The organism is Paenibacillus illinoisensis NBRC 15959 (assembly GCF_004000925.1).
GTDB lineage: Bacteria > Bacillota > Bacilli > Paenibacillales > Paenibacillaceae > Paenibacillus > Paenibacillus illinoisensis.
Genome location: NZ_BIME01000001.1, coordinates 849,087 through 875,071, shown reverse-complemented (window position 1 = coordinate 875,071; position 25,985 = coordinate 849,087). Strand labels below are relative to the sequence as shown.

The 25,985-nt window shown below is 47.3% G+C and carries 26 protein-coding genes; 23 read left to right on the top strand and 3 right to left on the bottom strand.

What is annotated here, in order from left to right; all coding sequences use genetic code 11:
- The first annotated feature begins 122 nt into the window (after window positions 1-122).
- From acpP to PIL01S_RS03710, 14 genes are all read left to right on the top strand, one after another.
- Window positions 123-356, top strand: coding sequence for an acyl carrier protein (gene acpP / locus PIL01S_RS03775; RefSeq protein ID WP_024630176.1), 234 nt, complete (start codon window positions 123-125; stop codon window positions 354-356).
- Window positions 357-534: 178 nt separating this feature from the next.
- The gene (fabF, locus tag PIL01S_RS03770; protein ID WP_127536285.1) at window positions 535-1,773 is read left to right on the top strand and encodes a beta-ketoacyl-ACP synthase II; all 1,239 of its coding nucleotides are present in this window, start codon (window positions 535-537) and stop codon (window positions 1,771-1,773) included.
- Window positions 1,774-1,786: 13 nt separating this feature from the next.
- A complete protein-coding gene (gene rnc / locus PIL01S_RS03765) occupies window positions 1,787-2,485 on the top strand; it encodes a ribonuclease III (protein ID WP_095287860.1) in 699 nt (232 codons plus the stop codon).
- 196 nt (window positions 2,486-2,681) lie between these two features.
- Window positions 2,682-6,257 carry a chromosome segregation protein SMC gene (smc, locus tag PIL01S_RS03760; RefSeq protein ID WP_127536284.1) on the top strand — a complete coding sequence of 1,192 codons (3,576 nt, stop codon included), beginning with the start codon at window positions 2,682-2,684 and terminating at the stop codon, window positions 6,255-6,257.
- 79 nt (window positions 6,258-6,336) lie between these two features.
- On the top strand, window positions 6,337-7,350 hold the full coding sequence (ftsY, locus tag PIL01S_RS03755) for a signal recognition particle-docking protein FtsY (RefSeq protein ID WP_095287858.1): 1,014 nt from the start codon (window positions 6,337-6,339) through the stop codon (window positions 7,348-7,350).
- Window positions 7,351-7,494: 144 nt separating this feature from the next.
- Complete coding sequence (gene trhA / locus PIL01S_RS03750; protein WP_064639088.1) at window positions 7,495-8,142, top strand: PAQR family membrane homeostasis protein TrhA; 648 nt, start codon at window positions 7,495-7,497, stop codon at window positions 8,140-8,142.
- Window positions 8,143-8,404: 262 nt separating this feature from the next.
- Window positions 8,405-8,755, top strand: coding sequence for a putative DNA-binding protein (locus tag PIL01S_RS03745; protein ID WP_127536283.1), 351 nt, complete (start codon window positions 8,405-8,407; stop codon window positions 8,753-8,755).
- Window positions 8,756-8,815: 60 nt separating this feature from the next.
- Entirely contained in the window at window positions 8,816-10,192 is a 1,377-nt protein-coding gene (ffh, locus tag PIL01S_RS03740; RefSeq protein WP_024630183.1) for a signal recognition particle protein, read from the top strand.
- Between the two features lie 54 nt (window positions 10,193-10,246).
- Window positions 10,247-10,519: a 30S ribosomal protein S16 gene (gene rpsP, locus PIL01S_RS03735; protein WP_024630184.1), complete on the top strand. Its 273-nt coding sequence runs from the start codon at window positions 10,247-10,249 to the stop codon at window positions 10,517-10,519.
- Between the two features lie 23 nt (window positions 10,520-10,542).
- Complete coding sequence (locus PIL01S_RS03730; RefSeq protein WP_024630185.1) at window positions 10,543-10,773, top strand: KH domain-containing protein; 231 nt, start codon at window positions 10,543-10,545, stop codon at window positions 10,771-10,773.
- Window positions 10,774-11,021: 248 nt separating this feature from the next.
- Complete coding sequence (rimM, locus tag PIL01S_RS03725) at window positions 11,022-11,534, top strand: ribosome maturation factor RimM (RefSeq protein WP_127536282.1); 513 nt, start codon at window positions 11,022-11,024, stop codon at window positions 11,532-11,534.
- A 1-nt stretch (window position 11,535) separates the two neighbouring features.
- Window positions 11,536-12,306: a tRNA (guanosine(37)-N1)-methyltransferase TrmD gene (trmD, locus tag PIL01S_RS03720; protein ID WP_127536281.1), complete on the top strand. Its 771-nt coding sequence runs from the start codon at window positions 11,536-11,538 to the stop codon at window positions 12,304-12,306.
- Window positions 12,307-12,532: 226 nt separating this feature from the next.
- On the top strand, window positions 12,533-12,910 hold the full coding sequence (locus PIL01S_RS03715) for a VOC family protein (RefSeq protein ID WP_127536280.1): 378 nt from the start codon (window positions 12,533-12,535) through the stop codon (window positions 12,908-12,910).
- A 148-nt stretch (window positions 12,911-13,058) separates the two neighbouring features.
- Entirely contained in the window at window positions 13,059-14,306 is a 1,248-nt protein-coding gene (locus tag PIL01S_RS03710) for a hypothetical protein (protein WP_127536279.1), read from the top strand.
- Window positions 14,307-14,309: 3 nt separating this feature from the next.
- On the opposite strand, the gene PIL01S_RS03705 is transcribed toward PIL01S_RS03710, so the two are convergent.
- The gene (locus PIL01S_RS03705; RefSeq protein WP_127536278.1) at window positions 14,310-15,275 is read right to left on the bottom strand and encodes a polysaccharide deacetylase family protein; all 966 of its coding nucleotides are present in this window, start codon (window positions 15,273-15,275) and stop codon (window positions 14,310-14,312) included.
- A gap of 307 nt (window positions 15,276-15,582) precedes the next feature.
- Between PIL01S_RS03705 and rplS the strand changes: the two genes are divergently transcribed.
- From rplS to PIL01S_RS03665, 8 genes are all read left to right on the top strand, one after another.
- Window positions 15,583-15,924: a 50S ribosomal protein L19 gene (gene rplS, locus PIL01S_RS03700; RefSeq protein ID WP_018883527.1), complete on the top strand. Its 342-nt coding sequence runs from the start codon at window positions 15,583-15,585 to the stop codon at window positions 15,922-15,924.
- A 299-nt stretch (window positions 15,925-16,223) separates the two neighbouring features.
- Complete coding sequence (lepB, locus tag PIL01S_RS03695; RefSeq protein WP_127536277.1) at window positions 16,224-16,841, top strand: signal peptidase I; 618 nt, start codon at window positions 16,224-16,226, stop codon at window positions 16,839-16,841.
- 162 nt (window positions 16,842-17,003) lie between these two features.
- On the top strand, window positions 17,004-17,867 hold the full coding sequence (ylqF, locus tag PIL01S_RS03690) for a ribosome biogenesis GTPase YlqF (protein ID WP_095287850.1): 864 nt from the start codon (window positions 17,004-17,006) through the stop codon (window positions 17,865-17,867).
- Window positions 17,868-18,414: 547 nt separating this feature from the next.
- Window positions 18,415-19,113: a ribonuclease HII gene (locus PIL01S_RS03685; protein ID WP_127536276.1), complete on the top strand. Its 699-nt coding sequence runs from the start codon at window positions 18,415-18,417 to the stop codon at window positions 19,111-19,113.
- Window positions 19,114-19,143: 30 nt separating this feature from the next.
- Window positions 19,144-21,198: a DNA ligase gene (locus tag PIL01S_RS03680; protein WP_127536275.1), complete on the top strand. Its 2,055-nt coding sequence runs from the start codon at window positions 19,144-19,146 to the stop codon at window positions 21,196-21,198.
- Window positions 21,195-21,503 (top strand): EscU/YscU/HrcU family type III secretion system export apparatus switch protein, encoded by a 309-nt coding sequence (locus PIL01S_RS03675; protein WP_127536274.1) that lies wholly within the window; start codon window positions 21,195-21,197, stop codon window positions 21,501-21,503. Before PIL01S_RS03680 ends, PIL01S_RS03675 begins: the two co-directional genes overlap by 4 nt.
- Window positions 21,497-21,904: a YraN family protein gene (locus PIL01S_RS03670; RefSeq protein ID WP_127536273.1), complete on the top strand. Its 408-nt coding sequence runs from the start codon at window positions 21,497-21,499 to the stop codon at window positions 21,902-21,904. Before PIL01S_RS03675 ends, PIL01S_RS03670 begins: the two co-directional genes overlap by 7 nt.
- Window positions 21,905-22,163: 259 nt before the next feature.
- Entirely contained in the window at window positions 22,164-22,721 is a 558-nt protein-coding gene (locus PIL01S_RS03665) for a nitroreductase family protein (RefSeq protein WP_127536272.1), read from the top strand.
- A 146-nt stretch (window positions 22,722-22,867) separates the two neighbouring features.
- Here the strand turns inward: PIL01S_RS03665 and PIL01S_RS03660 are convergent, their stop codons facing one another.
- Together PIL01S_RS03660 and PIL01S_RS03655 are read right to left on the bottom strand one after the other, a co-directional pair.
- A complete protein-coding gene (locus tag PIL01S_RS03660) occupies window positions 22,868-24,472 on the bottom strand; it encodes a YifB family Mg chelatase-like AAA ATPase (RefSeq protein ID WP_127536271.1) in 1,605 nt (534 codons plus the stop codon).
- 275 nt (window positions 24,473-24,747) lie between these two features.
- Window positions 24,748-25,176: an organic hydroperoxide resistance protein gene (locus tag PIL01S_RS03655; protein ID WP_095287845.1), complete on the bottom strand. Its 429-nt coding sequence runs from the start codon at window positions 25,174-25,176 to the stop codon at window positions 24,748-24,750.
- A gap of 228 nt (window positions 25,177-25,404) precedes the next feature.
- Between PIL01S_RS03655 and PIL01S_RS03650 the strand changes: the two genes are divergently transcribed.
- On the top strand, window positions 25,405-25,860 hold the full coding sequence (locus PIL01S_RS03650; RefSeq protein ID WP_095287844.1) for a MarR family winged helix-turn-helix transcriptional regulator: 456 nt from the start codon (window positions 25,405-25,407) through the stop codon (window positions 25,858-25,860).
- Window positions 25,861-25,985: the final 125 nt, after the last annotated feature.

Genomic DNA, 25,985 nt, shown 5'->3' with positions numbered 1-25,985 from the left:
AACAGGCGCTGGACGATCCGAAATGCCGGAAAAAGGCCGGATTCCCCGGCCGGGAGCCGCATATGTCTTCTATGGCATTTTGCCTGCGATTCTCGTATAATACCAAGGAGGAGGTGAACCGGATGTCCGATGTATTGGAGCGTGTAAAACGCATCGTCGTCGACCGCTTGGGCGCAGACGAAGCTGAAGTTACACTTGAAGCATCTTTCAAAGAAGATTTGGGTGCTGATTCTTTGGATGTAGTAGAATTGGTCATGGAATTGGAAGATGAATTCGATTTGGAAATCTCTGATGAAGATGCAGAAAAAATCACGACCGTAGGTGAAGTTGTAAACTACATACAATCTCATACCTAAAGTCAATTCAGTCCCGCACCTGTTTTCGAACAGGCGGGACTTCTCATCATTCATTGGTTTTTCTCATTCCGCAGCGATGCTGATTCAGCTTGATTTTTGGATCGGGATGGGTGAGCATCCGCTTGCGGATATTCCCACAAAATAATTGCGCAAGCAGTCGATATAGAGGTGAGTCGGTTTGAAACAAAGAGTAGTAATTACCGGAATGGGCGTAATGACATCGCTCGGAAAAGATTTGGAAACGTTCTGGGGAAGTTTAATGGCAGGCAAGTCCGGAATCTCTCAGATTGAGGCCTTTGATGTGAGTGAATACACGACACAAATTGCTGCCGAAATTAAGGATTTCAACCCGGATGAATATATGGATCGCAAAGATGCTCGCAAAATGGACCGTTTTGTTCAATTTGCCGTAGCAGCTGGTTTCAAAGCTGTTGAAGACAGTGGTTTGAAAATTAATGAGAACATCGAAGCCGAGCGCTTTGGCGTATCTATCGGTTCAGGTATTGGCGGACTGGGAACTTGGGAGGACCAGCACAATGCATTGCTGCAAAAAGGTCCAAAAAGGGTTAGCCCATTCTTCATCCCTATGATGATCTCTAACATGGCTTCTGGCCAAATGTCGATTTCTCTCGGAGCTAAAGGTCCGAACACCAACGTAGTAACAGCCTGCGCTACAGGAACGCATTCCATCGGGGACTCTTTCAAGATGATTGCAAATGGTGATGCAGACGCGATGATCTGCGGTGGTGCGGAAGCGACAATCAGACCAACGGGTCTGGCTGGTTTCTGTGCAATGCGCGCGATGTCTACGCGCAATGACGAGCCGGCTAAGGCAAGCCGTCCTTTCGATACAGGACGTGACGGATTCGTTATGGGTGAAGGAGCAGGTATTCTGATTCTGGAATCCTTGGAACATGCTCAAAAACGTGGTGCACGTATTTATGGTGAAGTGATCGGTTACGGTCTGACTGGCGATGCGCATCATATGACTGAGCCGGATCCGGATGGAGCAGCACGCTGCATGAAGATGGCTCTTCGCAATGCCGGAATTGAACCGGAAGAAGTGGACTACATCAATGCACACGGTACATCAACTCCTGTGGGTGACCGATCCGAAACACTGGCGATCAAAAAGGCGTTTGGTGATCACGCGTACAAGCTTGCAGTAAGTTCCACTAAATCCATGACAGGTCACATGCTGGGTGCAGCTGGTGGCGTGGAAGCCGTAATCTGCGGATTGTCTCTGACTCATCAGACAATCGCGCCTACGATCAATTTGGAAAATCAGGATCCGGAATGTGATCTGGATTATGTTCCGAATGTTCCGCGTGAAACCAACGTGAACGTAGTCATGTCCAACTCGTTTGGATTCGGCGGTCACAATGCTACCATTATTCTCAAAAAATTTGAAGCATAAGGGGCTAGTTCGTTTGAGTGAAGATCTGAAGCAGTTACAACACAAACTTCAAATCAAATTTGACAACAGGCAGCTTCTAAAACAAGCGTTTACCCATGCTTCCTATGTAAACGAACACCGATTCAGTCAGCACCAGGATAACGAACGTCTGGAGTTCTTGGGCGATGCGGTGCTTGAGTTGACTGTATCGGAATACTTGTATCATTTGTATCCTAACCGTCCGGAAGGTGAACTAACGAAGCTGCGGGCATCTATTGTCTGCGAGCCTTCCCTCGTCAAATTTGCAGAAGCACTTGGTTTTGGTCAGTATGTACTTCTTGGTAAAGGTGAGGAACTGACGGGAGGACGAACACGGCCGGCTTTGCTGGCTGATGTGTTTGAATCTTTCATCGGTGCATTGTATCTGGATCAGGGACTGGAGCCAGTCAGAACGTTTCTGGACCAGCATGTTTTTCCGTTGATCGTTCTGGGCGGCAAGCTTCAGATGAGCGATTACAAGACGGAACTGCAGGAACTCACTCAGCATCACAATATGGGAGCTCTTGAGTATCGGATCGTCGAAGAACGGGGCCCTGCCCATGAACGTGAGTTTGTCTCGGAGGTCCATATGGGTCAAGAACGGCTTGGCAGAGGTACAGGACGTTCCAAAAAGGAAGCCGAGCAGCAGGCTGCATCCGCAGCGCTTGATCGATTGAAACTTCCGGAAGCCTGAGCTTTACCGGGTAGCGCATAGACAAACGAAGAGCAAAGAGCAGCCCCTCGGGTCCGCCCCGGCGGAAATTATCGGCCGGACTGCTTTTTGCTCTTTTTTTTGTAAAGAGAGGATGGGGAAGAAAGATTCATTCCTAATCCAAGATCAGCGCTGAAGGAGCACATGAAATAAGCAAGAGGAGGTGACGGGATACCCTATGTTTCTGAAACGAATTGAACTGGGTGGATTCAAGTCATTCGCCGACAAAACAGAGATGGAATTCGTTCGCGGCATTACGGCTGTAGTAGGTCCAAACGGAAGTGGCAAGAGTAATATTTCAGACGGGATTCGCTGGGTGCTTGGGGAACAAAGTGCCAAATCACTGCGGGGCGGCAAAATGGAAGACATCATTTTTGCCGGCAGCGATGCAAGAAAAGCCGTCAATTACGGTGAAGTGTCGTTAACGCTGGATAATGAAGATCACGCGCTTGCCCTTGATTTTGGTGAAGTGACAGTGACACGTCGTGTACATCGCAGCGGGGACAGTGAATATTTTATTAACAAACAGTCCTGTCGGCTGAAAGATATAACGGAATTGTTTATGGATACCGGGATCGGTAAGGAAGCTTACTCCATTATCGGACAGGGTCGTATCGAGGAAATTTTGAGTACTCGTTCTGAAGATCGCAGGGGTATCTTTGAAGAGGCATCCGGTATTGTGAAGTATAAATCCCGTAAGCGGGATGCCACACGCAAGCTGGACGAGACAGAGCAGAACTTGCTGCGAATTCACGATTTGGTTACAGAGCTGGAGGACCAGATAGGCCCGCTGAGAGAGCAGTCGGAAAAAGCGATTCACTACAAGGAATTGCGTGGACAGCTCAAATCAAAGGAAATCTCCATGTATGTCTACCAGATCGAACAGATTCATGCGTCCTGGAGCAAGGCGAATGAACGGTTACAGTCGCTAAAAGAAGAAGAAGTTGGTCTTGCCGCCATTGTTTCCACACATGATGCCAAGCTGGAAAGCGACCGGAATGCACTGCGAATCCTGGAATCGGAGACGGAAGAGCTGCAATCTGCCTTGCTGCAGTTCAGTGAAGCCACGGAGAAAAGTGAAGGTCTTGGAGAATTGCTCAAAGAACGTTCTCGTCATCTGCAAACTAATCATGAGCAGCTCACGGTTACACTTGCTGCGAGTGAAGATCGACATCGGGAACGTGAGGCTGAGCTGCTTGCATTACGCGAGAAGTTTGGCAAGCTGGAGCAGGAACTGGGTGACGTGCGAAACCGTCTGTCTGAAGAAGAGGCGAAGCTCATTGGCGTTACGGGCGGAATCAGTCAGCAGCAGGAAGAAAGCCTTAAGGGTAATTTGCTGGAACTGATGAACCAGATGGCTCAGACGCGCAACGAGATCCGGTACGCCGATCAGCAGAAAGAGTCGCTTGAACGTCGTATGAACCGTGCATCCGAGGAATCCGGTAAGTGGGAAGAGCAGAAGGAAACGCTCGAAGCTCGAAAAGCCGAGATTGAGAAAAAAGTAGTCCGCTTGGGTAAAGAGATCAGTGACTTGCGCGGCGGATATATAACTGAAAGTGAACGACTGCAATCTTTGCAAAAGCTGCTGGAAGAGAGCCGCAGCACGGTTCGAAAATGGGAACAGAAGCGCGAAGCACAGGTATCCCGCCGGGATACGATGAAAGAGATGCAGGATGATTTCGACGGATTTATGCTTGGGGTCAAAGAAGTCCTCAAAGCTTCTCGCAAAGGCACTCTTAGTGGTGTACATGGAGCCGTGGCGGAACTGGTTAAAGTTCCTGAAAAAATTGAATTGGCTGTGGAGACGGCAATGGGTGCTGCACTTCAGCATGTCGTTATGGAAAACGAGTCTGTCTCCAGACAGGCCATTGCATTTCTGAAGCAGCGTCAGCTTGGTAGAGCCACATTCCTGCCGCTGGATGTCATTCGTCCACGTACCGTTGGTTCCAGTGAGCGTTCCATGATTGAAGGCATGGATGGTTTCGTGGGAATTGGTGCGGATCTCGTACACTTCGATTCCCGTTATGCGAATATCATTGGAAGCCTGCTCGGCAATGTCATCATTGCCGAAACGCTGGAATACGCCAATAAAATTGCGGCACGCTGTCAGTACCGTTTCCGTGTCGTGACCCTTGAAGGGGATGTGGTCAATGCGGGCGGTTCCATGACAGGGGGAAGCCAGCACAAGAAAAATGTAAGTCTGCTCAGCCGGAAACGGCAGCTGGATCAACTGGATCAGGATATTTTGGATACCGAAAACCAGATTGTGAAGCTGCACCGCAGCGTTGACGATGTGAAAACCCAGTTGGAACAATGTCAGGACAAGCTGGATGAGCTGCGTCAATCGGGTGATGATACACGAAATGCCGAACAGCAGGCATCGATGGAAATGAAACAGGTCGAGCACGAGCTGCGCCATGTGTTGGAACAGGTTGCGGTAGCTGGCCAGGAGAAAAGTGGATTTACCGAAGAAATCAAAGAGATGGATACGGCACGCGAAGCAGCTGTGCAGAAGCTGGAGCAGCTTGAAGAAGAAGAGAAGGCAACTCACCGTGCCATTCATGCTGCAGAGTTTGCCCGCAAAGCGAATGAGTCGGCGAAGGAAGAGCTGCAGAGCCAGTTGACCGAATTGAAAGTCAGAGAGGGTAAGCTGGATCAGGAACGGTTCTCTAATGAGGAGCAGCTGCGCCGATTGGAGCGGGAAGTCGAGTCGCTGGTCAAAGATTTACGTCAGAATCGGACACTTCTGGCTTCCATGGAAGCAGACCTAAAGAAAACGCAGGTGGAGAGCGTCAAACAGATTGAAGATCTGAACCAGTTCAAGCTGAAGAAAACGGAAGCTTCCGAGCAGCTGGATTTCAAACGTGCTGCACGAAGCGAATTGTCGAAGAAGCTTGAACTTGCTGAGAGTGAAACGAAGGAACAGCGTACACAGTTAAAAGCGGTAGAGGAACAGATGCGTCAGACGGAAATTTCCGTAAACAGGCTTGATGTTGAACTCGAAAACATACTGCGTAAACTGATGGACGACTATGAACTTGGTTATGAGCTTGCGAAAGAGCGATACCCAGTACCGGAAGATGTAGAGAGCACTCAGGCTGAAGTGCAGAAGCTTAAGCGCAGCATCTCAGCTCTGGGAGAAGTCAATCTTGGGGCGATTGAGGAATTCCAGCGGGTTAATGAACGTTACGAGTTCCTGAATGAGCAGAAAAATGATCTGGTGGAAGCTAAAACGACGTTGTACCAAGTCATCCGTGAGATGGAAGATGAGATGGCTAAACGTTTCAAGACAACGTTTGATGCAATCCGCCGTGAGTTTGGTACGGTATTTACCAAGCTATTTGGCGGTGGGCGTGCGGATCTGGTTCTTATGGACCCGGAACGGCTTCTGGAAACCGGAATTGATATCGTTGCCCAGCCACCAGGCAAGAAACTGCAAAACCTGCAGCTCTTATCTGGCGGAGAACGCGCATTAACGGCAATGGCGCTGCTATTCGCCATCCTGCACGTGAAGCCAGTACCGTTCTGTGTGCTGGATGAAGTCGAAGCAGCGCTGGATGAGGCCAATGTGGTACGTTTCGCCCAGTATTTGCGGGAATTCTCCGAACAGACACAGTTTATCGTTGTTACTCACCGGAAGGGCACAATGGAAGAAGCTGATGTACTATACGGTGTCACCATGGAAGAGGGCGGAGTATCGAAGCTCGTTTCGGTTAGACTGGAAGATGAGGAAGCCGAAATAGCCAGTGCTTAAAGAATTCAATTCGATATGCATCAGGAACTTGTTAATTAAATAAACAGCACTAAGATTACGTACACGATGGAGGGGCTTTATGAGTTTCTTTAAGAAGCTGAGAGACAGCATTGCAAGCAAAACGGAGTCGGTAACAAAACAGTTCAAGGATGGACTGGAGAAGACTCGTAAAGGGCTTGTGGAGAAAGTATCCGATCTCGTTATTCGCCGCAAAAAGATCGATGAGGAATTCTATGAGGAACTGGAAGAAATCCTGATTGGAGCGGATGTTGGGGTCAATACCGTCATGAACCTGATTGAAGACCTGCGTGTGGAGGTTAAAAAACGCAAAATTGAAGACGCGGCTGAATTGCAGCCTGTGTTGTCCGAGAAATTGACAGACCTCCTGCGCGGTGAACAAAATAACGAACTGAAGATGAATCCGGATGGCATTACCGTCATTCTGTTTGTCGGTGTCAACGGCGTAGGTAAAACAACAACGATCGGCAAGCTGGCACATCGTTTCAAACAGCAGGGCAAAAAAGTCATTATGGCTGCTGGTGATACCTTCCGTGCCGGTGCAATTGAGCAGCTAGAGGTATGGGGACAGCGTGCCGGCGTTGAAGTCATCAAGCAGCAGGCCGGATCAGATCCGGCTGCGGTTATGTATGATGCTGTGCAAGCAGCGAAACAGCGTGGAGCAGATGTTTTGCTTTGCGATACGGCAGGTCGTCTGCAGAACAAATCCAATCTCATGGAGGAGCTTAACAAGATCTATCGTGTTATTCAGCGTGAAATCCCGGAAGCTCCACATGAAGTATTGATGGTTCTCGACGCGACGACTGGACAGAATGCATTGAATCAGGCCAAACTGTTTGGGGAGAAAAGCGGCGTGACTGGACTCGTACTGACGAAGCTGGATGGTACGGCGAAAGGCGGTATTGTCGTTGCCATTCGTCAGGAACTGGATCTGCCAGTGAAGATGGTAGGTCTTGGTGAGAAAATTGATGATCTGCAGCCATTCGACTCCGAGCAATTCGTGCATGCGTTGTTTGCCGGACTGATCCAAGAGCAACCGGATCAGGACGCAGAAGATGAGGAAGCCAGTTCTTAGAACCATTAATAAATAGGATGATTTAATAGCGTTAACCGTATTGCCAGTGATATACGTGATAAGTGTCACGTGTAATGTCACTGGCAATACGTGTATAATGGGAATACAGAAGGCAAGGCTAAAGGGCTAGAAAGGACGGTTGATATGGCCAATACCTATACCTATTCCCGCCGTGAAGAAGTCGCTAATGCAGTGACTCATGGAATCGGCGCTGCGCTCAGTGTAGCTGCACTGGTGCTGTTGATTGTATTTTCGAGTATGAAAGGCACGGCTTGGCATGTGGTCAGTTTCACGATCTATGGGATCACCATGTTGCTGCTCTATACGAGCTCTACACTCGTGCATGCATGGAAAGATGGGAAAATGAAAGATTTATTTGAGATTTTCGACCATTCTTCCATTTATTTGTTTATTGCGGGATCGTACACTCCGCTTCTGTTTATTGCTGTTCGCGGCACACTTGGTTGGACCCTGTTCGGTGTAATCTGGGGAATCGCATTATTCGGCGTGATCTTTAAGGCGTTTTTTACGAAAAGGTTTCTATTCATGTCCACGATTTTCTATATTGCGATGGGCTGGCTCATCGTTATTGCCTGGCAACCGCTTATGGCTGCCATTCCTACAGGCGGAATCGTGCTGCTGGTTGCTGGAGGTCTGATGTATACACTGGGGACGCTTTTTTATGTGTGGCGTGGATTTCCGTATCACCATGCGATTTGGCATCTCTTTGTGTTGGCAGGTAGTATTCTTCATTTCTTCATGGTACTGCTGTACCTGACACCACTTCGCTAGAACACGGTAAATAGTGTAAAACGAATCGGCTCCATCTGTGGAGACCCATTCGTTTTTTTTGTTCTATATTAAGGATGCAGCAGGTCGTATTCTGCTGTATAGGAATGGCTAAGATCAACCGTATAGTCACGAAAAATGAGTGCAAAATGAACGTTTTTATTGTGACAAGTATTTTTGCTTGACATCCTGATTTGTTTTCGGTATTATTAGGAACGTTGCAAGAGTGTAAAGTGTTTTTCCTTGACGAAGGGAGTGCCCTGATATGAGTCAAGAAAACCGGCTTGAGAAGACAAACCGGATTAACTTGCTGTTTGCTTTCTATGAACGTTTGCTTACTGAGAAACAGCAAACATTTCTGAAATATTACTTTCATGATGATTTCTCGCTTGGTGAAATTGCAGCCGAGTTTGAGATCAGCCGCCAGGCGGTATATGAGCATATCAAGCGTGCTGAGCAGGTGCTGGAAAATTACGAAAGCAAGCTTGGCTTGCTGGAGAAGCACGAACGACGCAGCCGCAATCTTGAAGAATTGCAAAATGCACTGGAACGCGCAGGCGTCTCCATTCATAACAACAAACAAATAAACGATATTGTTCACCAGCTCCGGGAATGAGAAAATGGGACGGAACGTATCGGTTCTAAAAACAGTATTACAGCTTAAGGAGGTGGGATCATGGCATTTGAAGGATTAACGACCCGATTGCAGAATGTGTTCAGCAAGCTGCGCGGCAAAGGCAAGGTATCGGATGAAGATGTTGCCGAAGCTATGCGTGAGGTACGTCTGGCATTGCTCGAAGCGGATGTAAACTTCAAAGTGGTCAAGGAATTCATCGCCAAGGTGAAAGAGAAAGCTGTCGGCAAGGAAGTTATGGAAAGCTTCACGCCAGGCATGGTAATCATCGACATCGTTAACAAGGAACTGACGGACTTGATGGGTGGAAGCCAGTCGAAACTGGCAAAAGCGAACAAGCCGCCTACGGTGCTCATGATGGTAGGTTTGCAGGGTGCTGGTAAAACGACGACATCCGGTAAGCTGGCTAAAATGCTGCAAAAGCAAAACAGCCGACCATTGCTGGTCGCGGGTGATATTTATCGTCCGGCAGCCATTAAGCAATTGCAAGTACTGGGTGAACAGATCAAGGCTCCGGTGTTTACATTGGGAGATCAGACAAGCCCGGTGGAGATCGCACGTCAGGGTCTGCAGCATGCTAAGGATAACGGCAATGACTATGTCATCATCGATACCGCGGGACGTTTGCACGTGGATGAGGAACTGATGGAAGAACTGCGCCAGATTCACAGCGTAGTGAATCCGGACGAAGTCCTGCTTGTGGTCGATAGTATGACAGGTCAGGATGCTGTTAATGTGGCGGAACACTTTAACCAGCAGCTTGACTTGACCGGAGTCGTTTTGACCAAACTGGACGGCGATACGCGCGGTGGTGCTGCCCTTTCGGTAAAAGCAGTAACTGGCTGTCCGATCAAGTTTGCGTCACTCGGCGAGAAGCTCGATGCTCTTGAGCCTTTCCATCCGGAACGGATGGCTTCACGGATCCTCGGCATGGGGGATATGCTTTCCCTGATTGAGAAAGCACAATCCAACATTGATACCGAAAAAGCCAAGGAAATGGAACGCAAAATGCGTAATGCAGAATTTACGTTCGAGGATTTCCTGGAGCAAATGGATCAGGTGAAGAAGCTGGGACCTATCGATCAGATCATGGATATGATTCCCGGCATGGGCAAGATGAAGCAAGCCAAGGACCTGAAAGTGGACGACAAGCAAATGGGCCGGATTGAAGCGATTGTGTACTCCATGACTACAGAGGAGAAACGCAACCCCGACATGATCAATCATAGTCGCCGGAAACGTATTGCTACAGGTAGTGGTACATCTCTGGCCGAGGTTAATCGCCTAATCAAGCAGTTTGATGAAATGCGCCGCATGATGAAACAGTTCTCGGATATGATGGGACCTAAAGGCGGCAAGAACAAGGCAATGAAGCAGCTGAAGGGTCTTGGCAAAGGAATGAAGTTTCCTTTCCGTTAATTTCAACAATGATTAATGAATATACAGATTTCATTGAAGGAGGTGAATTTTCAAATGGCAGTTCGTATTCGTCTGAAACGTATGGGTGCTCACAAAGCTCCTTTCTACCGCGTAGTGGTATCGGATTCCCGTTCCCCACGTGACGGTCGTTTTATCGAGGAGATCGGTTACTACAACCCGGTTGAACAACCGGCTGTTGTTAAGATCGATGAAGATAAAGCATTGCAATGGCTTCAAAACGGTGCGCAAGCATCCGACACTGTCCGCAACTTGCTGAGCAAAGCGGGCGTGATGAAGAAGTTCCACGAGTCTAAATTGACTAAATAAGGTGCTGATTCGGAGGGTCATCTATGGAAGAATTAGTAAGCATAATTGCTAAGGCTTTGGTCGATCATCCGGAAGATGTGGCGGTTCGGACGGTTGAGAAAGACCGGCTTGTCGTTTACGAGTTAACTGTTCATCCTGACGATGTCGGGAAGGTTATTGGTAAACAAGGGCGAATCGCAAAATCTCTTCGTACGGTCGTCACATCAGCAGCAGTTAAGATGGATAAACGGGTTACCGTCGATATCATATCTTAAAGATATACGAAAGGGGGTTAGGATGCATGTCCTAGCCCCTTTTCGTGCATGCTGAAACTTAAATACTATGATTGACTAGCTCGTCAAATATCAATAGCGCTCACGCTGCCTTTATCACTGAATTTTTACCTTTGAATAATGAAATTTAAATTTAGAGGATAACAGCGATCGAATAACGATCTATAACCGGAACGATCGTAAGAAAATCATGACTATGAACAATATTGAATGAAATGCAGGAGGAACGTATGGCAGAGTTTATGAATGTAGGTAAAGTCGTCAATACACACGGAATTCGTGGTGAGTTGAAAATCATGCCTTTAACCGATTTCCCGGAAGTGCGTTTTGCGAAAAATGCGGAGCTTTATTTGTTTACACCCGACAACCACCCTGTACTGGTTCATGTGGAATCGGCACGATTGCATAAAAATATGTATATCGTTCGATTGAAGGAATACGGAAATATTAATGAAGTGGAAAAGTTCAAAGGCGGCATAGCCAAAGTCTCCAAAGAGAACTTGGCTGAGCTGGAGGAGAATGAGTATTACTTCCACCAAATCGTTGGATGTACTGTTGTGACAGAAGAAGGTGAGAACCTTGGAACAATCTCCGAGATTCTGACGCCTGGAGCCAACGACGTATGGGTTGTTAAAACGGCGGCAGGCAAGGAAATTCTGTTACCCGTTATTGATGATGTAGTGCTTGATGTCGATGTGAATGAGAAACTGGTTAAGGTTCATCTGATGGAAGGATTGCTTTAACATGAGAGTAGATGTACTAACGTTATTTCCAGAAATGTTCGAAGGTGTATTCGGGACAAGCATTCTTGGCAAAGCTCAGACGAAGGGGCTCGTGTCACTGAATGCAGTAAATTTCCGGAATTATGCTACGAATAAACATAATACGGTTGATGATACACCTTATGGTGGAGGCGGAGGGATGGTATTAAAGCCTGATCCGATCTTTGCTGCTGTGGAGGATGTCCTTGAAAAACGCAGCAAAGAGTCAGCAGCATCGAGCAAACCTCCTCGCATCATTCTAATGTGTCCGCAAGGTGAGACGTTTACACAGAAAAAAGCAGAAGAACTGGTACAAGAAGATCATCTGATTTTTATCTGTGGACATTATGAAGGCTATGATGAGCGTATTCGCGAATTTCTCGTCACCGATGAATTATCCATTGGGGATTATGTATTAACCGGAGGTGAGCTGCCTGCAATGGTTGCCATTGACAGTGTTGCTCGTCTGATCCCGGGTGTACTCGGAAACGAGACGAGTGCCGTGACGGATTCGTTCAGCACAGGGCTCCTCGAATATCCGCATTATACACGACCGCCTGAATTCAGAGGCATGAAGGTACCGGACGTGCTGTTATCTGGACATCATCTGAATATTGATGCATGGCGCAGAGAACAATCTCTAATTCGTACGTTGGAGCGCAGACCGGATATGCTGGATACTGCTGAATTGACGGAAAAAGAACGGATATGGCTCGATAAACTTCGTTCTGAGATGGAACGGACTTCCGAGTAGCTGCAAATATTTTAAGATTGCATGGTAAGTAGCGAAGCGATGATTACAAGATATACAGGCCACCCTTTAGGTAACGAGGTTGGTCTTTTTTTTGTTGTTGTGGAAGGGTATGCTGAAAATTTCGTGATGATTGAAAATGTAAAAAGATGGATTAAATAAGCAAACTATTATAAAATGTAATTATGAAACTTTGTTTCACTAAATGAAACGTAGAGGGGTTACTGAAATGAATTATAACTTTTATGGTCTTGATCATGTCCAACTTGCGGCACCAGAAGGATGCGAAGCGGAAGCACGCAGATTTTTTCATAACCTTATGGGATGGACAGAAATTCCGAAACCTGAAGCTTTAAAAAAACGTGGTGGCGTATGGTTTCTATGTGGAACTCATCAGGTTCATATTGGAGTACAAAAAGATTTTGTGCCCGCTACCAAAGCTCATCCAGCATTTCACGTTCAGAATCTGGACTTACTTAAAGAACATTTAAGCGGCAAACAGGTTCATATCATAGATGACGATGCGAGGACGGATGAAGGAGTAAAACGCTTCTATGTTCACGATCCTTTTGGCAATAGGCTGGAGTTTTTGGAATGGATTAAATAAGATGAGGCAGCATTCATATCCAGGATGATTATACAATGTGAATGTTTATTTTTTAGGAATTCAGAACAAGAGCTATCAAAAACAGATGAGATCTTTATGCTAAATTTAGGGTGAGTAATCTAAAGCGATAAAACGGAGGAGGAAGATGATGTATCATCAGCCTTACGAGATCGGCAGAATAGATATAAGTAAAGCCGGGGAACGATGCAAAATGCTTCTCGGGGATCTGAATGGAGATGGACGATTAGAGATGCTGCTGGTTCAAGCTGACGGCGGAATCGATGACCGTTATGTTCCGCATCAGGTATCCTGTCTGACGGCATATGATCTGGAAGGAGAGCTCCTCTGGCAATTGGGAAAGCCTGATCCGGATGCTGGTGGTCCAGGATCGGATTACCCCGCTCAAATTGCCGATTGGGATGGAGACGGGAACAATGAAGTTATTTGTATCATGGGTAAGCAGTTTCTAATTTTGGACGGCAAAACCGGAGATATTAAAAGCACACATTCTTTACCGGGTGACGAGGCACATGACTGCATTATTCTTGCGAATCTGACCGGGGATGAACAGAAGCTGGATGTCCTACTCAAAGATCGGTATAAAACTTTATGGGCACTTGACCATGATTTCAATCTTCTATGGAAGCACGAAGGCAATGTAGGACATTTCCCATGGGTATACGATATCGATGCAGATGGGAAGGATGAGGTTATGGCAGGCTATGACATGCTGGATCATGACGGAACCTTGCTATGGTCTTGCACTGATCTGGACGATCATGCCGATTGTATCTGGTTTGGGGATGTGAACGGTGATGGTCAGATTGAAATAGTTATAGGCGGCAGTGTGACGGTAATGATGGACCGTTACGGCCATGAGATATGGCGCTATGCCGATTCTATTGAATCGCAGCACATCGCGTTAGGGGAGTTTTGTGACGGGCTGCCCGGTTTGCAGATCGCTGGTCTTGATCGTATCATCCGCGGTGATGAGCATGGTAAAGACGGAATGTTTTTGCTGGATTGCGAGGGAAAAGAACTCTGGAAGGAAGATCGCACTACACGTGGCTGGCTAACGATTATAGAACCTGTACGGGACTGGGATGACAGTGGACTGGATTATATATTGGCTTATCGCAGAGGCGGAGGGGTACTGCCTTCTTTGGTCGATGGACAGATGCAAACGGTTGCATTATTCGGGAAAGAAGGATATGCCGTACATGCGGATCTCTGTCAGACCGGGAAGGAACAGATCATTATCTACGACGCGAATGAAGCTGTCCTGTATTCCAGCTCCAAGATTGAACTGACCCCATGGACATCCAAAAAAGCCGAGCCGCAGTCCAAAAGACTGTACAGCTCGACTCTATATCCTGGCGGAGAAGTGTTGATTTAAATTCTATTGACTAATGTCGACCAAAGGGAGTATATCCGGCTGATCTGCCTCTGGGTTAAGCAATTTGGCTAAATCCGTTCCGGTCGTCACCGTTAGTCTTGGGAGCTTCATCGGGTTATCTCCCGGACGAACAAAACCCGAGCGAACCGAGAAGGCCATGCGATACCCATTTTGCTGCAGCTGATAAATCATCTGCGTGCTGGTGTAACCGAAAGGATATGCCAAATATGGCGTGTCGATTCCCTTTTCCTTCATCATCCTGATATCATTGTTCAGCAGGCTTGTATCAAGTCCTACAGGTACGCTCTCACCGCACCGCATAAACCCCTTATGATGCAAGTTATAGGTGTGGCTGTTAAACTCAAATACATCTGCTGCAGCCTTCATCTCCGGTTCGGAGATAAACGTTTTTTTGGCGGGATCAAAATCAGCTGGCTGATCCTGAATCTTACTGCCGATGACAAAGAGAGAAGCATGAAAATTATATTTTTTGAGCACGGGATAGGCAAGTGTATAATTGTTCTGATATCCATCATCAAAAGTGATGACAATAGACTTCTTGGGTAGTGAGATCAGACCATTCACATAGTCTTCCAGCTGCTCCAATGTAATCGTATTGTACCCTTCATCATGCAAGTACTTCATATTGTCTTCGAAATCCTCAAGATTAATAATGGACTTGTTTCCTGTTTCGTGATTATTCACTTTGGGCTGTATGTAGTGATACATGAGTACAGGAACTTCCGTAGCTGTACCAGGCGCAACTTGGAAGGTAGCCAGATTCAGACCGGTCTTGCTAGAGTAGTCCGTGTGTGACATCAGGAACGCTTTACGCTTGACCATGTCCCAGGATGTACATGCTTTGTGCGATAGTGCATTTGTCGGATGACTAACAGCATAGGCATATAGCGTAATGATGCAAGTGACTGCGGCTAGTGACGCAAGGGTAAATCTTTTCCAATGTTTCATAGTTCGGTTGTTTCTCCTTATACAATTTCATTTCTTAGTGCAATTGAGACAGGTATTCATTATTCTACCAAGCTATATCATAGACGAACATTCTTGACAGAAAGTTACATTATTTTTTCCGTAATGTGGTTGACTTCGGGTGGAAGAGTTGTTTGTGTTATTATGTTTATTTCTCCTTGTGTTTTAATATATGGCATGGTACAATAATTCTGTTGTGTGGAATACGGCGGTCCTCTATGGATAATGAAGGAGACAGGGTGTTCTCCGGAAGAAGTATGAACGCCTGTACGGAAGGAGGGAGTCATAGATGAATATCGTTCAAGCGATTACTCAAGAACAACTTCGCAAAGATATTCCGAGTTTTCGTCCTGGTGACACTTTGAAAGTGCACGTTAAGGTTATCGAGGGAACTCGTGAGCGTATCCAATTGTTCGAAGGTGTTGTGATCAAGCGCCGTGGTGGTGGAATCAGTGAGACTTTTACAGTTCGTAAAATTTCTTACGGTGTAGGTGTGGAAAGAACTTTCCCGCTTCATTCCCCTAAAATCGATAAAATCGATGTGGCTCGCCGTGGTAAAGTGCGTCGTGCGAAGCTTTATTATCTTCGTGAACTACGCGGTAAAGCAGCGAGAATTAAAGAAATTCGTTAATATAACGGATACCGGAGAGGGCTTGGAGACAAGCCCTTTTCGTTTTTGTCCGGGAAAAGTTGAACCGGAGGTACACTTCCGAGTAAAATGGTATGGCGGCACACGCGTGAGAGTCCGGGAGGCTTGTGTAATCAGTTAGAGCATATGTAATATGCGGATCATTTGTACTAAAATGAAATGCTCGTGTAGAAGTACATAACTGATATGAGAATTTTGCATGAATTCAATGAAATGAATGATGTGAAAAGCTGGATGTGTAAACTGCTATAACATGTACCGTGAAGAGAGGAAGATCAATAATGGAACAGGAAGTTCAACACCAGGACAATTCTGCTCAAGAGAAGGGCAGTCGATCCAAAAAAGCCAAAAATGAGATTGTCGAATGGCTCAAAGCGATTGTGATCGCATTGGTGCTCGTTATTTTAATTCGATGGTTATTATTCAAACCGTTTGTCGTGGACGGACCTTCCATGCAGCCGAATTTCCATACAGGTGAACGTGTCATCGTGAATGAAATCCTGTACGATATCCGGGAACCACAGCGCGGAGAGGTTATCGTATTCCATGTTCCTTCTGAGGGACGTGATTTCATCAAACGTGTCATTGCTGTAGCGGGTGATACTGTGCAGGTGAGTGGGGATACGGTTATGGTAAACGGGGAGAAAGTGAATGAGACATACATTCAGGGAGCGATTGACGCAGCCGAAGCGAATGGCGGAACCTATAATGTGAAGGACTTCCCGAATGAGCAATTCCCGGATGGCAAGGTACCGGAAGGCCATGTATTTGTAATGGGTGATAATCGTCCGAACAGTACGGATAGCCGAATGATTGGATACGTGTCTCTAGAAGATATCGTAGGACGTGCAGATGTTATTTTCTGGCCGATCGGTGATATCAAGTGGATTAACCACTAATCAAGTTCAGGATATATAAGCTAAATATATCGTTTACTCCATACCAGAGAGGGCAAAATAAGAATGGGGATACCCGTGACCGGAAACGTGTTTTGCCAATGAAGGGACCAAGTGAATTGTAGCTTTAGCTTATATATCATTAAATAATGAGGTGAAGACAAGGTGACGATACAATGGTTTCCAGGTCACATGACCCGGGCCAGACGCCAGATTCAGGATAAGTTAAAGCTGATTGACGTGGTCATCGAACTGCTGGATGCCCGTCTGCCTGTCTCCAGCCGAAATCCGATGATTGATGAAATTTTACAGGGTAAGCCTCGCATGATTTTGTTAAACAAGTCTGATCTTGCGGATGCCAAGGTGACACAGGAATGGATTGCCCATTTCAAAAATGAAGGAATTACTGCGTTCCCTGTGGATGCATCCACAGGTACCAATGTAAAAGACATTCCGGCACAGGCCCGGTTGCTGCTCAAAGAGAAAATTGACCGTCAGCTGGCAAAGGGGATTAACCCGCGTGCCGTTCGTGCACTCATTGTAGGTATTCCCAACGTAGGGAAATCCACATTGATTAACCGGCTTGCTGGACGAAATATTGCAGCGACGGGAGATCGTCCTGGTGTAACGAAGGGTCAACAATGGATTAAAGTAGGCAAAGAGATGGAACTGCTCGATACGCCAGGTATTTTGTGGCCCAAATTCGAGGATCAGAACGTAGGTTATCGTCTTGCGGTTACAGGAGCCATCAAGGAGGAAATCCTCAATGCTGAGGATATCGCCTTCTTTGCAATTAGCTACCTGATGCGTTACTACTGGGATGCTCTTGAGGAACGATACGAGCTTCAGGAGTTCTCCAAGGATGCAGATGATTCGGATAGCGTTATAGCCATCATGGAACAGGTTGGTCGTAAACGGGGCTGTATTGTTAGCGGTGGACGTGTGGACCTGGAAAAAGCATCGCGTGCTTTTCTGCGTGAATTGCGTGCAGGCAAGATGGGACGCTTCTCTATGGAAGCTCCATATTAAAACGGATTTGCATATTGCAATAGTGAGCCGAAAGAAGCGGCCGTTACCGGATTACCGGGAGCGGTCGCTTTTTCATTTTAGAAAAAATAAGGAGCTTATGATAGAGCAATGAATAAAAAAGCAGGGATGAAAGATGACCACAAATAGGAAAGGATGAGATTGTCTCGTGTATATATCTGAGGTGTAAAAATCGTGCTATGATGAGAGTTCAAGCAATTGGCCCGGTTGATCACAGGATATCTTCAATTTAAATCTTCAGATACCGATAAATGAAGAAACCAACTCTTATTATCATATGTGCATATCAGGGTGCTAATGAAGACGAAGTAATTTTTGCTAATATGAAAAACAAAGAGCTAGAATCTGCGTCTATAACAGAGTACCACGTTCAGGGTGTGATCAAGAGATTAAGTGATTTACTTGGACTGAACATATTAGGGTGTCAAAAAAATGTAGGGCTTCCCCAAACGTACTCAGGGAAAAGAGACATTGATGACTTATAGAGAGAAACATGTTAAAGCTTGCGTGGGTAGAGGAGATGAAAGCAATGACTGAACATAATGAAATGAATGAACTGATACCAATGGAACCTTCTGAATCCAAGAAGAAAAAAGCAGAGATTGAACCTCGTGATCTGCTGATTCATGAGAGGGAGTATTGGGAGAGTGGTTTTGAGCGAATTGCAGGAATTGATGAGGTGGGCAGGGGATGTCTATTCGGAGATGTAGTGGCAGCTGCTGTCATATTGCCTCGTGATCTGATACTGGAAGGTGTTAATGATTCCAAAAAACTAACAGAGAAGAAGCGTGAAGCGCTGTATGACGTTATTATGGAAAAGGCTTTGTCCGTAGGTGTTGGTTTTGCGGATGCAGAAACGATTGATCGTCTCAATATTAAACAGGCCACTAGACTTGCAATGAAGCGTGCCGTGGAGGCCCTGAACGGTGTACCTGACTATCTATTGGTTGATGCCGAAAAAGTGGACGTAAATGTACCTCAGATCTCCATTATCAAAGGGGATGCCAACAGCCAGTCCATCGCAGCAGCATCCATCATTGCGAAGGTAACCCGCGATCGGCTCTGCAAGGAGGAATGGGAGACGTTATATCCAGAGTATGGTCTGTCGATACATAAGGGATATGCAACAAAGTTTCATCGCGAACAGATCATGGCTCTTGGAGCCACGCCGATGCACAGGCGGAGCTTTCTGGGCAATCTGCTCGGCGAGCAGCATACTTTATTTTAACCAAGACGTACAGGAAGGAGGGAGAGAACTGTGAATATTAGCTCCATGATTCGTGGTCTCCTGGGAGACAGCAAGCCGGGGAATGCCAAGCCGTTAGAGCTTAAGGAGGGTCAGGTTGTACGTGGATCTGTCGTAAGTGTCTCAGAGGATGGTGGAGAGGCAGTTCTGCAAATTCAGGGCGTACAAGTACGTGCCAAGCTCGAGACACCACTTCGCCCAGGAGAAACCACACTACTTCAAGTGCAGCCGCCTGGAGAGAATGGCGTGACCGTTATGAAGCCGCTGGCTGGCACGTTGTCTGAATTGCCGCAAGCATCGTTGAACAATCTGCTTCAAGAGGTAGGTTTGCCGGATACCAAGGGAAATCGGGAACTACTGCTTGCCATGCAGCGCAGTGGGTTGCCACTTACGAAGGATAATGTGGCCATGGTTCAAAGTATGATGACTGTCAAACCAGCTCAGATACCTGTGGAAGAGTGGGTGCAGGCAACGGGTATTGCTTTTCAGCGTGGTCTGCCGATTACGGCTGAAACGGTAAAAGGATTGCATCAGACGGTATTTGGTCCACCCCTTCATCAGCTGCTAAATGGGTTAACGGAGCAGCTGGAAACGTTTCTTGCTCAGAATGCGGGCAAAACCGTGGTCATGGGCGAACAGGTAGGTACATCAAAGCTGCCAGCGTCTGGTAGTTTGCTTATAACAGTAGCCGGAGGGCAGCAGACAGATGATTCGGGAGTGTCCACGGCTGGAGGACGTCAGGCGGGAACCTCTGGGCAAACGGCACCATTGCCGCAGGGTGCTACAACAATGCCGGCAGGAGCAGGTAATGTTCCGTTGTCCAACAAAGGCGCAGCGGAAGCCACGGCAGACTTGCGGGGACCTATACAGACCAACCAGGGTTCGGGGGATGCTGAGACCGCAATAAAATCTGGAGCCGGACAAGCGGAAACGGCCGGAAAATCAGGACAAGGCATTCAGGCAGGGACGGGAATTCCTGGAGAGAGCCAGCGTGCCACGGAAGCGGGCCGCCCGGGTATACCTGGGGCGGCAGCGGATGTAGCAGCTGGACGAGCGATTGCCGGCCAGCAGGAAGGAAGCGCGGCTGGGCGACCAGATGGCCGCGCGGAGACGCCTGCAGCTGCGAGCGCTTCGCCTGCAGCAGCGCAGACAGGGGCAGCAGCACCAACGGCGGCTCAACTGGCGCCGAAGCTGCTGGCCCTGCTGGACGCGCTGCGCAGCGCGTCCACTGCCGCACCGGCACAGCCTGGTGCGGCAGCACAGGCCGCCCCTGCACCTGCGGGCGGCCAGGCGGCTGCGGCTGCCGGAGGCGTGCCGCAGCCTGTACCAGCCGGCGCTGATGTGCAGCCGGCTGGGGGGAATGCGGCAGCACCTGCGGGCGCTGCCGCACAGCACGCGCCTGTCACCCACGAGGGAGACCCGTGGGTGGGGCGCGTGCTGAAGCTGCTCGGTGCAGAGCACGAGCAGCAGGCAGTGCACGGCGCGGCTGCGCAGGCGCGCGTGGGTGAAGCGGCGAGTCCGGGCACCGCGGACTCGCTGAAGGGCTTGCTGCTGCAGCTTGCCAGCAGCGACAGTGCCCCGGCGGCCCTGAAGGAAGCCGCCGGGCAGGCTGTGCAATATCTGACGGGTCAGCAGTTGTTGCTGACAACGGACCGGGGCTCTACCTTTGCCCAGATGCACTGGTTCATCCCGATTACCGGACCCAATGGAGAAGAAACGGCTTCTGTACAGATCCAATCCCGGCGTGGTCAGCGCGGTGAACTGGATGCATCCAATTGCAGGTTGTGGTTTGATCTGGATATGAAAAGTCTCGGACCAACACTGGTAGATGTACATGTCGTCAACAATATTGTCAGCCTTCGGGTTCTCAACGATCGGGAGGGCATGGGTCCGCTTCTGAATAGCGGGCGGGAAGTGATTCAAGAGGCGCTGGATAAGCTGGGCTATCAATTACTAACCTTTAAGACAGAGCCCTGGCCAGTTGGCCAGGAACCAGGTGCTGAGCGTAAAGTAAATGCGTCCGACTTCAGCCCTGATCGTTACAAAGGGGTGGATATGCGAGTATGAAAGATGAGCCGCAGCCAGATCTTCTTTCCAAAAAGGCTGTTGCCTTAAAATATGTACCCGGCGAAAGTGAAGCGCCGGTCGTCGTGGCCAAAGGCCGCGGCAAAGTCGCGGAAGCTATCCTTGATAAAGCTAAGGAAAACGGTGTTCCTGTTCAGGAGGATGCTGCATTGGTGGAAGTTTTGTCCAAGCTTGACTTGGACGAGCAAATTCCTGCCGAACTGTATCAGCTGGTCGCTGAAGTGTTAACCTATATTTATCAGGCAGACCGGCTGGCATCCGGACGTGAGGGAGAGGATACATGGTGAGCCATCTACCTGGACCTCCTGGACATAACTCTACTCCCAAACTTACGCGTCAGCAAAAAGGCAAGTTGGGTGAAGAGGCGGCTTGCAGGTGGCTGCGTGAGCAAGATTATCATATTATTGAGCAAAACTGGCGTTGCCGCCGTGGTGAGATTGATATTATCGCTTCACATGGTGATTTGCTTGTCTTTGTTGAGGTACGAAGCCGTAGTGGAGCCGGAAAGTATGGTACACCGCAGGAATCGGTAGATCTCCGTAAGATGCAGCAGGTTCGTTCCACGGCAGCCGTATACCTTCAACAATCAAGAGGGAAAGAATTACAAATTCGTTTTGATGTGGTTGCTGTGATGCTTGATCCGGCAGGTCAGATTGTAACTGTTGAGCACATTGAAAATGCGTTCTGAATTAATAAACTGAATCAGTTAAACATGGTGTTTTCTAAAATGAATGGATTCTCTCGTGAATTCAAATTTTAGAAACACCTTTTTTTGTGTGAAACATAGCCAATACTTATTCCATGGGCGTTCTTTGAATCTGAAGAACGGTTCGTTGTATAATCAAGAATGCAACCAAGCGTATTGCATTTTATTTATTATAAAAGTCCGTTAGCAGCGCAGTTGGAATTTACTGTGATGGAGAATTTTCAATAGGGAGGTAAGTTCAGTGACCAAATCTACAAATATTGATACAGTCAATGATGTAAGAAGTGCCATTCAAAATCGGCGTACCGTCAAAAAGTTTAAGAAAGATGCTGTGCCTACAGAACAAATTATCGAGCTGTTGGATACCGCTGTCTGGGCACCAAACCATAAATTGCGTGAGCCGTGGAGATTTTTGTTATTTACCGGAGACGGGCGGAAGAAGCTTGCAGATGCGATTGAGGCAGAGATGGGCGAAGATAACAAATTTTCAGCCAATGTTTTGCAGGTACCGTCGATCATGCTTGTGGTTCTGGAAGAGGATCCAAGACAAAATATATGGGATGAGGACTTTGCTGCAGTAAGTGCACTGGTACAGAACTTTATGCTGGCCGCATGGAGTGAAGATATTGGAACCTTTTGGGTAACAAAGCCTTTCCTGTATGCACCGAAATTCCGCAAACCACTGGGGATTCAGGCTGGTGAGAAAATTGTCGGTATGGTCTACATGGGTTATCCGGAGGTCATCCCTTCTGCGAAAGAACGCACACCGGCCAAAGACAAACTTACCCTTTTTGATTAAGTAAAATAGAATGCCCTGTCCGTGTCTTAACCAATAAACCGTTCAAGGTCTCCTTTTCAATGAAACGAAGAAGATAACCTGAACGGTTTTTTTTAGTGTCGTCATTTAAGTGAATTTATATATTATGAGCTGGGGCTGTTGAGGGTCTAAAACAAATTCAAATCCAACTGCCGATACTGAATCGCCTCAGCCACATGAGTAGTTAAAATTTCGCCGTCATGATCCAGATCGGCAATCGTTTGTGCCATCTTGATAATGCGATCGTGAGCACGCATGCTTAAGTTAAGGGCCTGCAGTGTGTGCTGGAGCAGATGGTCTGCTTCCGAGGGAAGACGTGCAGTTCGGCGGAGCAGTCTTCCGGATAACTGACTATTCCAACGCACAGAACTGTTGGCATAGCGCTTAGCCTGAATATGATGAGCATGGACAACTTTGGCTTGCATCTCGGCAGAAGTAGGGGAAGGTGCTGCCTTCCGCCATTCGCCAGGTGGAGGAACCTCGACTTGCAGATCTATCCGATCCAGCAAAGGGCCCGAGATTTTGGCCCGATAAGCTGCAACGCGGGAAGGGCTGCATATACAGCGCTGATCCTCGGATTGAGCGGACAAATACCCGCACGGGCAGGGATTCATGGAGCATGCAAGCATAAACTGTGCAGGAAACGTAAAAGCAGCTCTTGCCCGGCTTATGGTGACCGTATGATCCTCCAGCGGCTGCCGTAAAACTTCAAGCACTTGACGATGAAACTCAGGAAGCTCATCAAGGAACAGAATACCGCGGTGTGCAAGGCTGACTTCACCCGGCTTCGGAATACCGCTCCCACCGATGAGGCCGGAGGTGGATATCGTATGATGTGGTGACCGGAAGGGGCGTTCCGTAACTAAACCGTTGGACGTTTCTTTCAGTTTCCCTGCAGCACTTAGCACTTTGGTAACTTCCAGTGATTCTTCCTCTGATAACGGAGGGAGAATCGTGGGCAGACGTTTGATCAGCATCGTTTTGCCAGTCCCTGGTGGTCCCACGAGCAGTATATTATGCATCCCGGCTGCGGCAATCATCAGCGCACGCTTCACATGATGCTGGCCGAGGACGTCACTGTAGTCATCGCTTAACGAAGCCGGAATCTGAGTCTTGGCATCGGGGTTGGAGAAAGTCTGTTCATATGCAGCAGGTTTAATAAGGTGAGCGAAGTTATTCAAAACAACCGTTCCCGCTTTGGACAAGACCCCATCTTTCGTCTGGGAATCAGGCTTATCTGGCGCGATATCTCTTAAATGGCTGATACCATATACGTTAATACCGCTAATTAACGAAGCTTCTGCCAGATTCTCAACGGGGAGGAGAACGGAAGTGAAGCCTTGACGCTTGGCCAGATCCACCATGGCAAGTACACCAGGTACGGATCGAACCGAGCCATCCAATGCGAGTTCGCCGAGTAAAAGTGTTCTTTCCTGGGACGGCAGCACGAGCTGCCCACTTGTCATTAGCAAAGCTACGGCAATGGCAAGATCGAATGAAGAGCCTTCTTTACGCAGGTCAGCAGGGGCAAGATTAATCGTAATCCGTTGTAATGGATATTGATAACCGCAATTTTTTACAGCAGCACGAACACGCTCAACCGCTTCACGAATCGCCGAGTCCGGCAAGCCGATAATGGAAGTCTGGGGCAATCCATTGGACAAATCCGTTTCAACTTCGATTAATACCCCGTCAATTCCATATAAACATGCACTATATAATTTTCCATACATAATAAAAAGAAACACCTCACTTCGTACTTGGCTGCGCATAATGCGGGCCAGTGTGCGAATTAAGGTGCTTCCTCAGCTTCTAATAAGCATTGTATATAAAAGAAATCAGGGCGTCAACCTGTCTTCATCATCGCTGCAATTCTAACCCTGAATTCTGAATTTTTATCTATCCGCTCTCGTGGATATCATCAGAAAATCATTGTTTGGAAAGGGTATATCGTTAATCATACAAACCATCTCAAAGTAGAGGGAATGAAACTGTTTTACAAATTTAATTAAAGTACGTTTAGTTCAACATCAATATTGCCGCGTGTTGCACGGGAGTATGGGCAGGCTTGATGAGCTGCTTCTACCAGCTTCTCAGCTGTAGCCTTGTCTACGCCTTTTGCAAGAACGTCAAGTGTTGCCGCGATGCCGAAGCCACCGTCTTCCACTTTTCCGAAATGAACTGTAGCTGTGACTTCAGTACCTTCTAGCTTGATTTTTTGCATGCGAGCAACCATATTTAGTGCACTATCAAAACAAGCCGCATAACCTGCTGCAAACAATTGCTCTGGGTTGGTACCTTCTCCACCTGCACCGCCCATTTCTTTCGGTGTCCGTACATCTAAACGAAGTTCGGGACTGGAGGATTCTACATAACCGTTACGTCCGCCAACTGCTTTTACCGTAGTTTCATACATTTTTTGTTGAATAGTCATCATGTCAATTCGCTCCTTTGTGCTTGTAATTATATTTTATACAATTTAATTTAGCACAATAAAATAGAAAAGTAAAATCCCTTGTGCTCAATTATTCTGTTTTTTTTCTAATTTGTGATAATATATATAGAGAGAGTTTTTAGTATGTGTAGATAAGCATGCAAAAGGCAGGCTTAACACAGCGCTTTCTATAAGCAATTAAATGTAAAATAGGCAGGTGGGATTAATATTATGCAAACGGATGCTTTGAAGTTGGATAACCAATTATGCTTTGCCATATATGCTTGTTCACGTGAAATCACGAAGATGTACCAGCCATATCTCGAGGTACTGGGTGTCACCTACTCGCAGTATTTGGTCATGATGGTATTGTGGGAGCGAGAGGAATGCACGGTTAAAGAAATCGGAGAGGCACTCTACTTGGATTCGGGTACGTTGACACCGCTATTAAAACGCCTGCAGTCTGCCGGACTCATTCATCGTGAACGTTCAGCACAGGATGAGCGCAAAGTGCTTATTACGTTAACTGATTCAGGTAAGGAGCTTCGCAATAAGGCTCTGTCCATTCCGGATTCTATTCAGGGGGATGCTTGCCTGAGCAGTACGGAATTTGAATCGTTGCTTGGTCAGTTTAAAGGGCTTCTTCAGAAGGTACATGAGACGAATATGAAAGAAGCTAGAAAATAACCTGGAAATAATCTTGATATAACGAAAAGGAGAAACCTTAGACATATTAGTCTGAGGTTTTTTTCCATTAATATCCAAGCATTCACAATATGGGATGATATCCATATCAAAAAGCTGTCTATTAA

Excerpts from the sequence above, each read along its gene's own strand:
- acpP (WP_024630176.1), top strand. The coding sequence starts at position 123 with ATGTCCGATGTATTGGAGCGTGTAAAACGCATCGTCGTCGACCGCTTG.
- smc (WP_127536284.1), top strand. The coding sequence starts at position 2,682 with ATGTTTCTGAAACGAATTGAACTGGGTGGATTCAAGTCATTCGCCGAC.
- ftsY (WP_095287858.1), top strand. The coding sequence starts at position 6,337 with ATGAGTTTCTTTAAGAAGCTGAGAGACAGCATTGCAAGCAAAACGGAG.
- trhA (WP_064639088.1), top strand. The coding sequence starts at position 7,495 with ATGGCCAATACCTATACCTATTCCCGCCGTGAAGAAGTCGCTAATGCA.
- PIL01S_RS03745 (WP_127536283.1), top strand. The coding sequence starts at position 8,405 with ATGAGTCAAGAAAACCGGCTTGAGAAGACAAACCGGATTAACTTGCTG.
- ffh (WP_024630183.1), top strand. The coding sequence starts at position 8,816 with ATGGCATTTGAAGGATTAACGACCCGATTGCAGAATGTGTTCAGCAAG.
- rpsP (WP_024630184.1), top strand. The coding sequence starts at position 10,247 with ATGGCAGTTCGTATTCGTCTGAAACGTATGGGTGCTCACAAAGCTCCT.
- PIL01S_RS03730 (WP_024630185.1), top strand. The coding sequence starts at position 10,543 with ATGGAAGAATTAGTAAGCATAATTGCTAAGGCTTTGGTCGATCATCCG.
- rimM (WP_127536282.1), top strand. The coding sequence starts at position 11,022 with ATGGCAGAGTTTATGAATGTAGGTAAAGTCGTCAATACACACGGAATT.
- trmD (WP_127536281.1), top strand. The coding sequence starts at position 11,536 with ATGAGAGTAGATGTACTAACGTTATTTCCAGAAATGTTCGAAGGTGTA.
- PIL01S_RS03715 (WP_127536280.1), top strand. The coding sequence starts at position 12,533 with ATGAATTATAACTTTTATGGTCTTGATCATGTCCAACTTGCGGCACCA.
- PIL01S_RS03710 (WP_127536279.1), top strand. The coding sequence starts at position 13,059 with ATGTATCATCAGCCTTACGAGATCGGCAGAATAGATATAAGTAAAGCC.
- PIL01S_RS03705 (WP_127536278.1), bottom strand. The coding sequence starts at position 15,275 with ATGAAACATTGGAAAAGATTTACCCTTGCGTCACTAGCCGCAGTCACT.
- rplS (WP_018883527.1), top strand. The coding sequence starts at position 15,583 with ATGAATATCGTTCAAGCGATTACTCAAGAACAACTTCGCAAAGATATT.
- lepB (WP_127536277.1), top strand. The coding sequence starts at position 16,224 with ATGGAACAGGAAGTTCAACACCAGGACAATTCTGCTCAAGAGAAGGGC.
- PIL01S_RS03685 (WP_127536276.1), top strand. The coding sequence starts at position 18,415 with ATGACTGAACATAATGAAATGAATGAACTGATACCAATGGAACCTTCT.
- PIL01S_RS03675 (WP_127536274.1), top strand. The coding sequence starts at position 21,195 with ATGAAAGATGAGCCGCAGCCAGATCTTCTTTCCAAAAAGGCTGTTGCC.
- PIL01S_RS03670 (WP_127536273.1), top strand. The coding sequence starts at position 21,497 with ATGGTGAGCCATCTACCTGGACCTCCTGGACATAACTCTACTCCCAAA.
- PIL01S_RS03660 (WP_127536271.1), bottom strand. The coding sequence starts at position 24,472 with ATGTATGGAAAATTATATAGTGCATGTTTATATGGAATTGACGGGGTA.
- PIL01S_RS03655 (WP_095287845.1), bottom strand. The coding sequence starts at position 25,176 with ATGATGACTATTCAACAAAAAATGTATGAAACTACGGTAAAAGCAGTT.
- PIL01S_RS03650 (WP_095287844.1), top strand. The coding sequence starts at position 25,405 with ATGCAAACGGATGCTTTGAAGTTGGATAACCAATTATGCTTTGCCATA.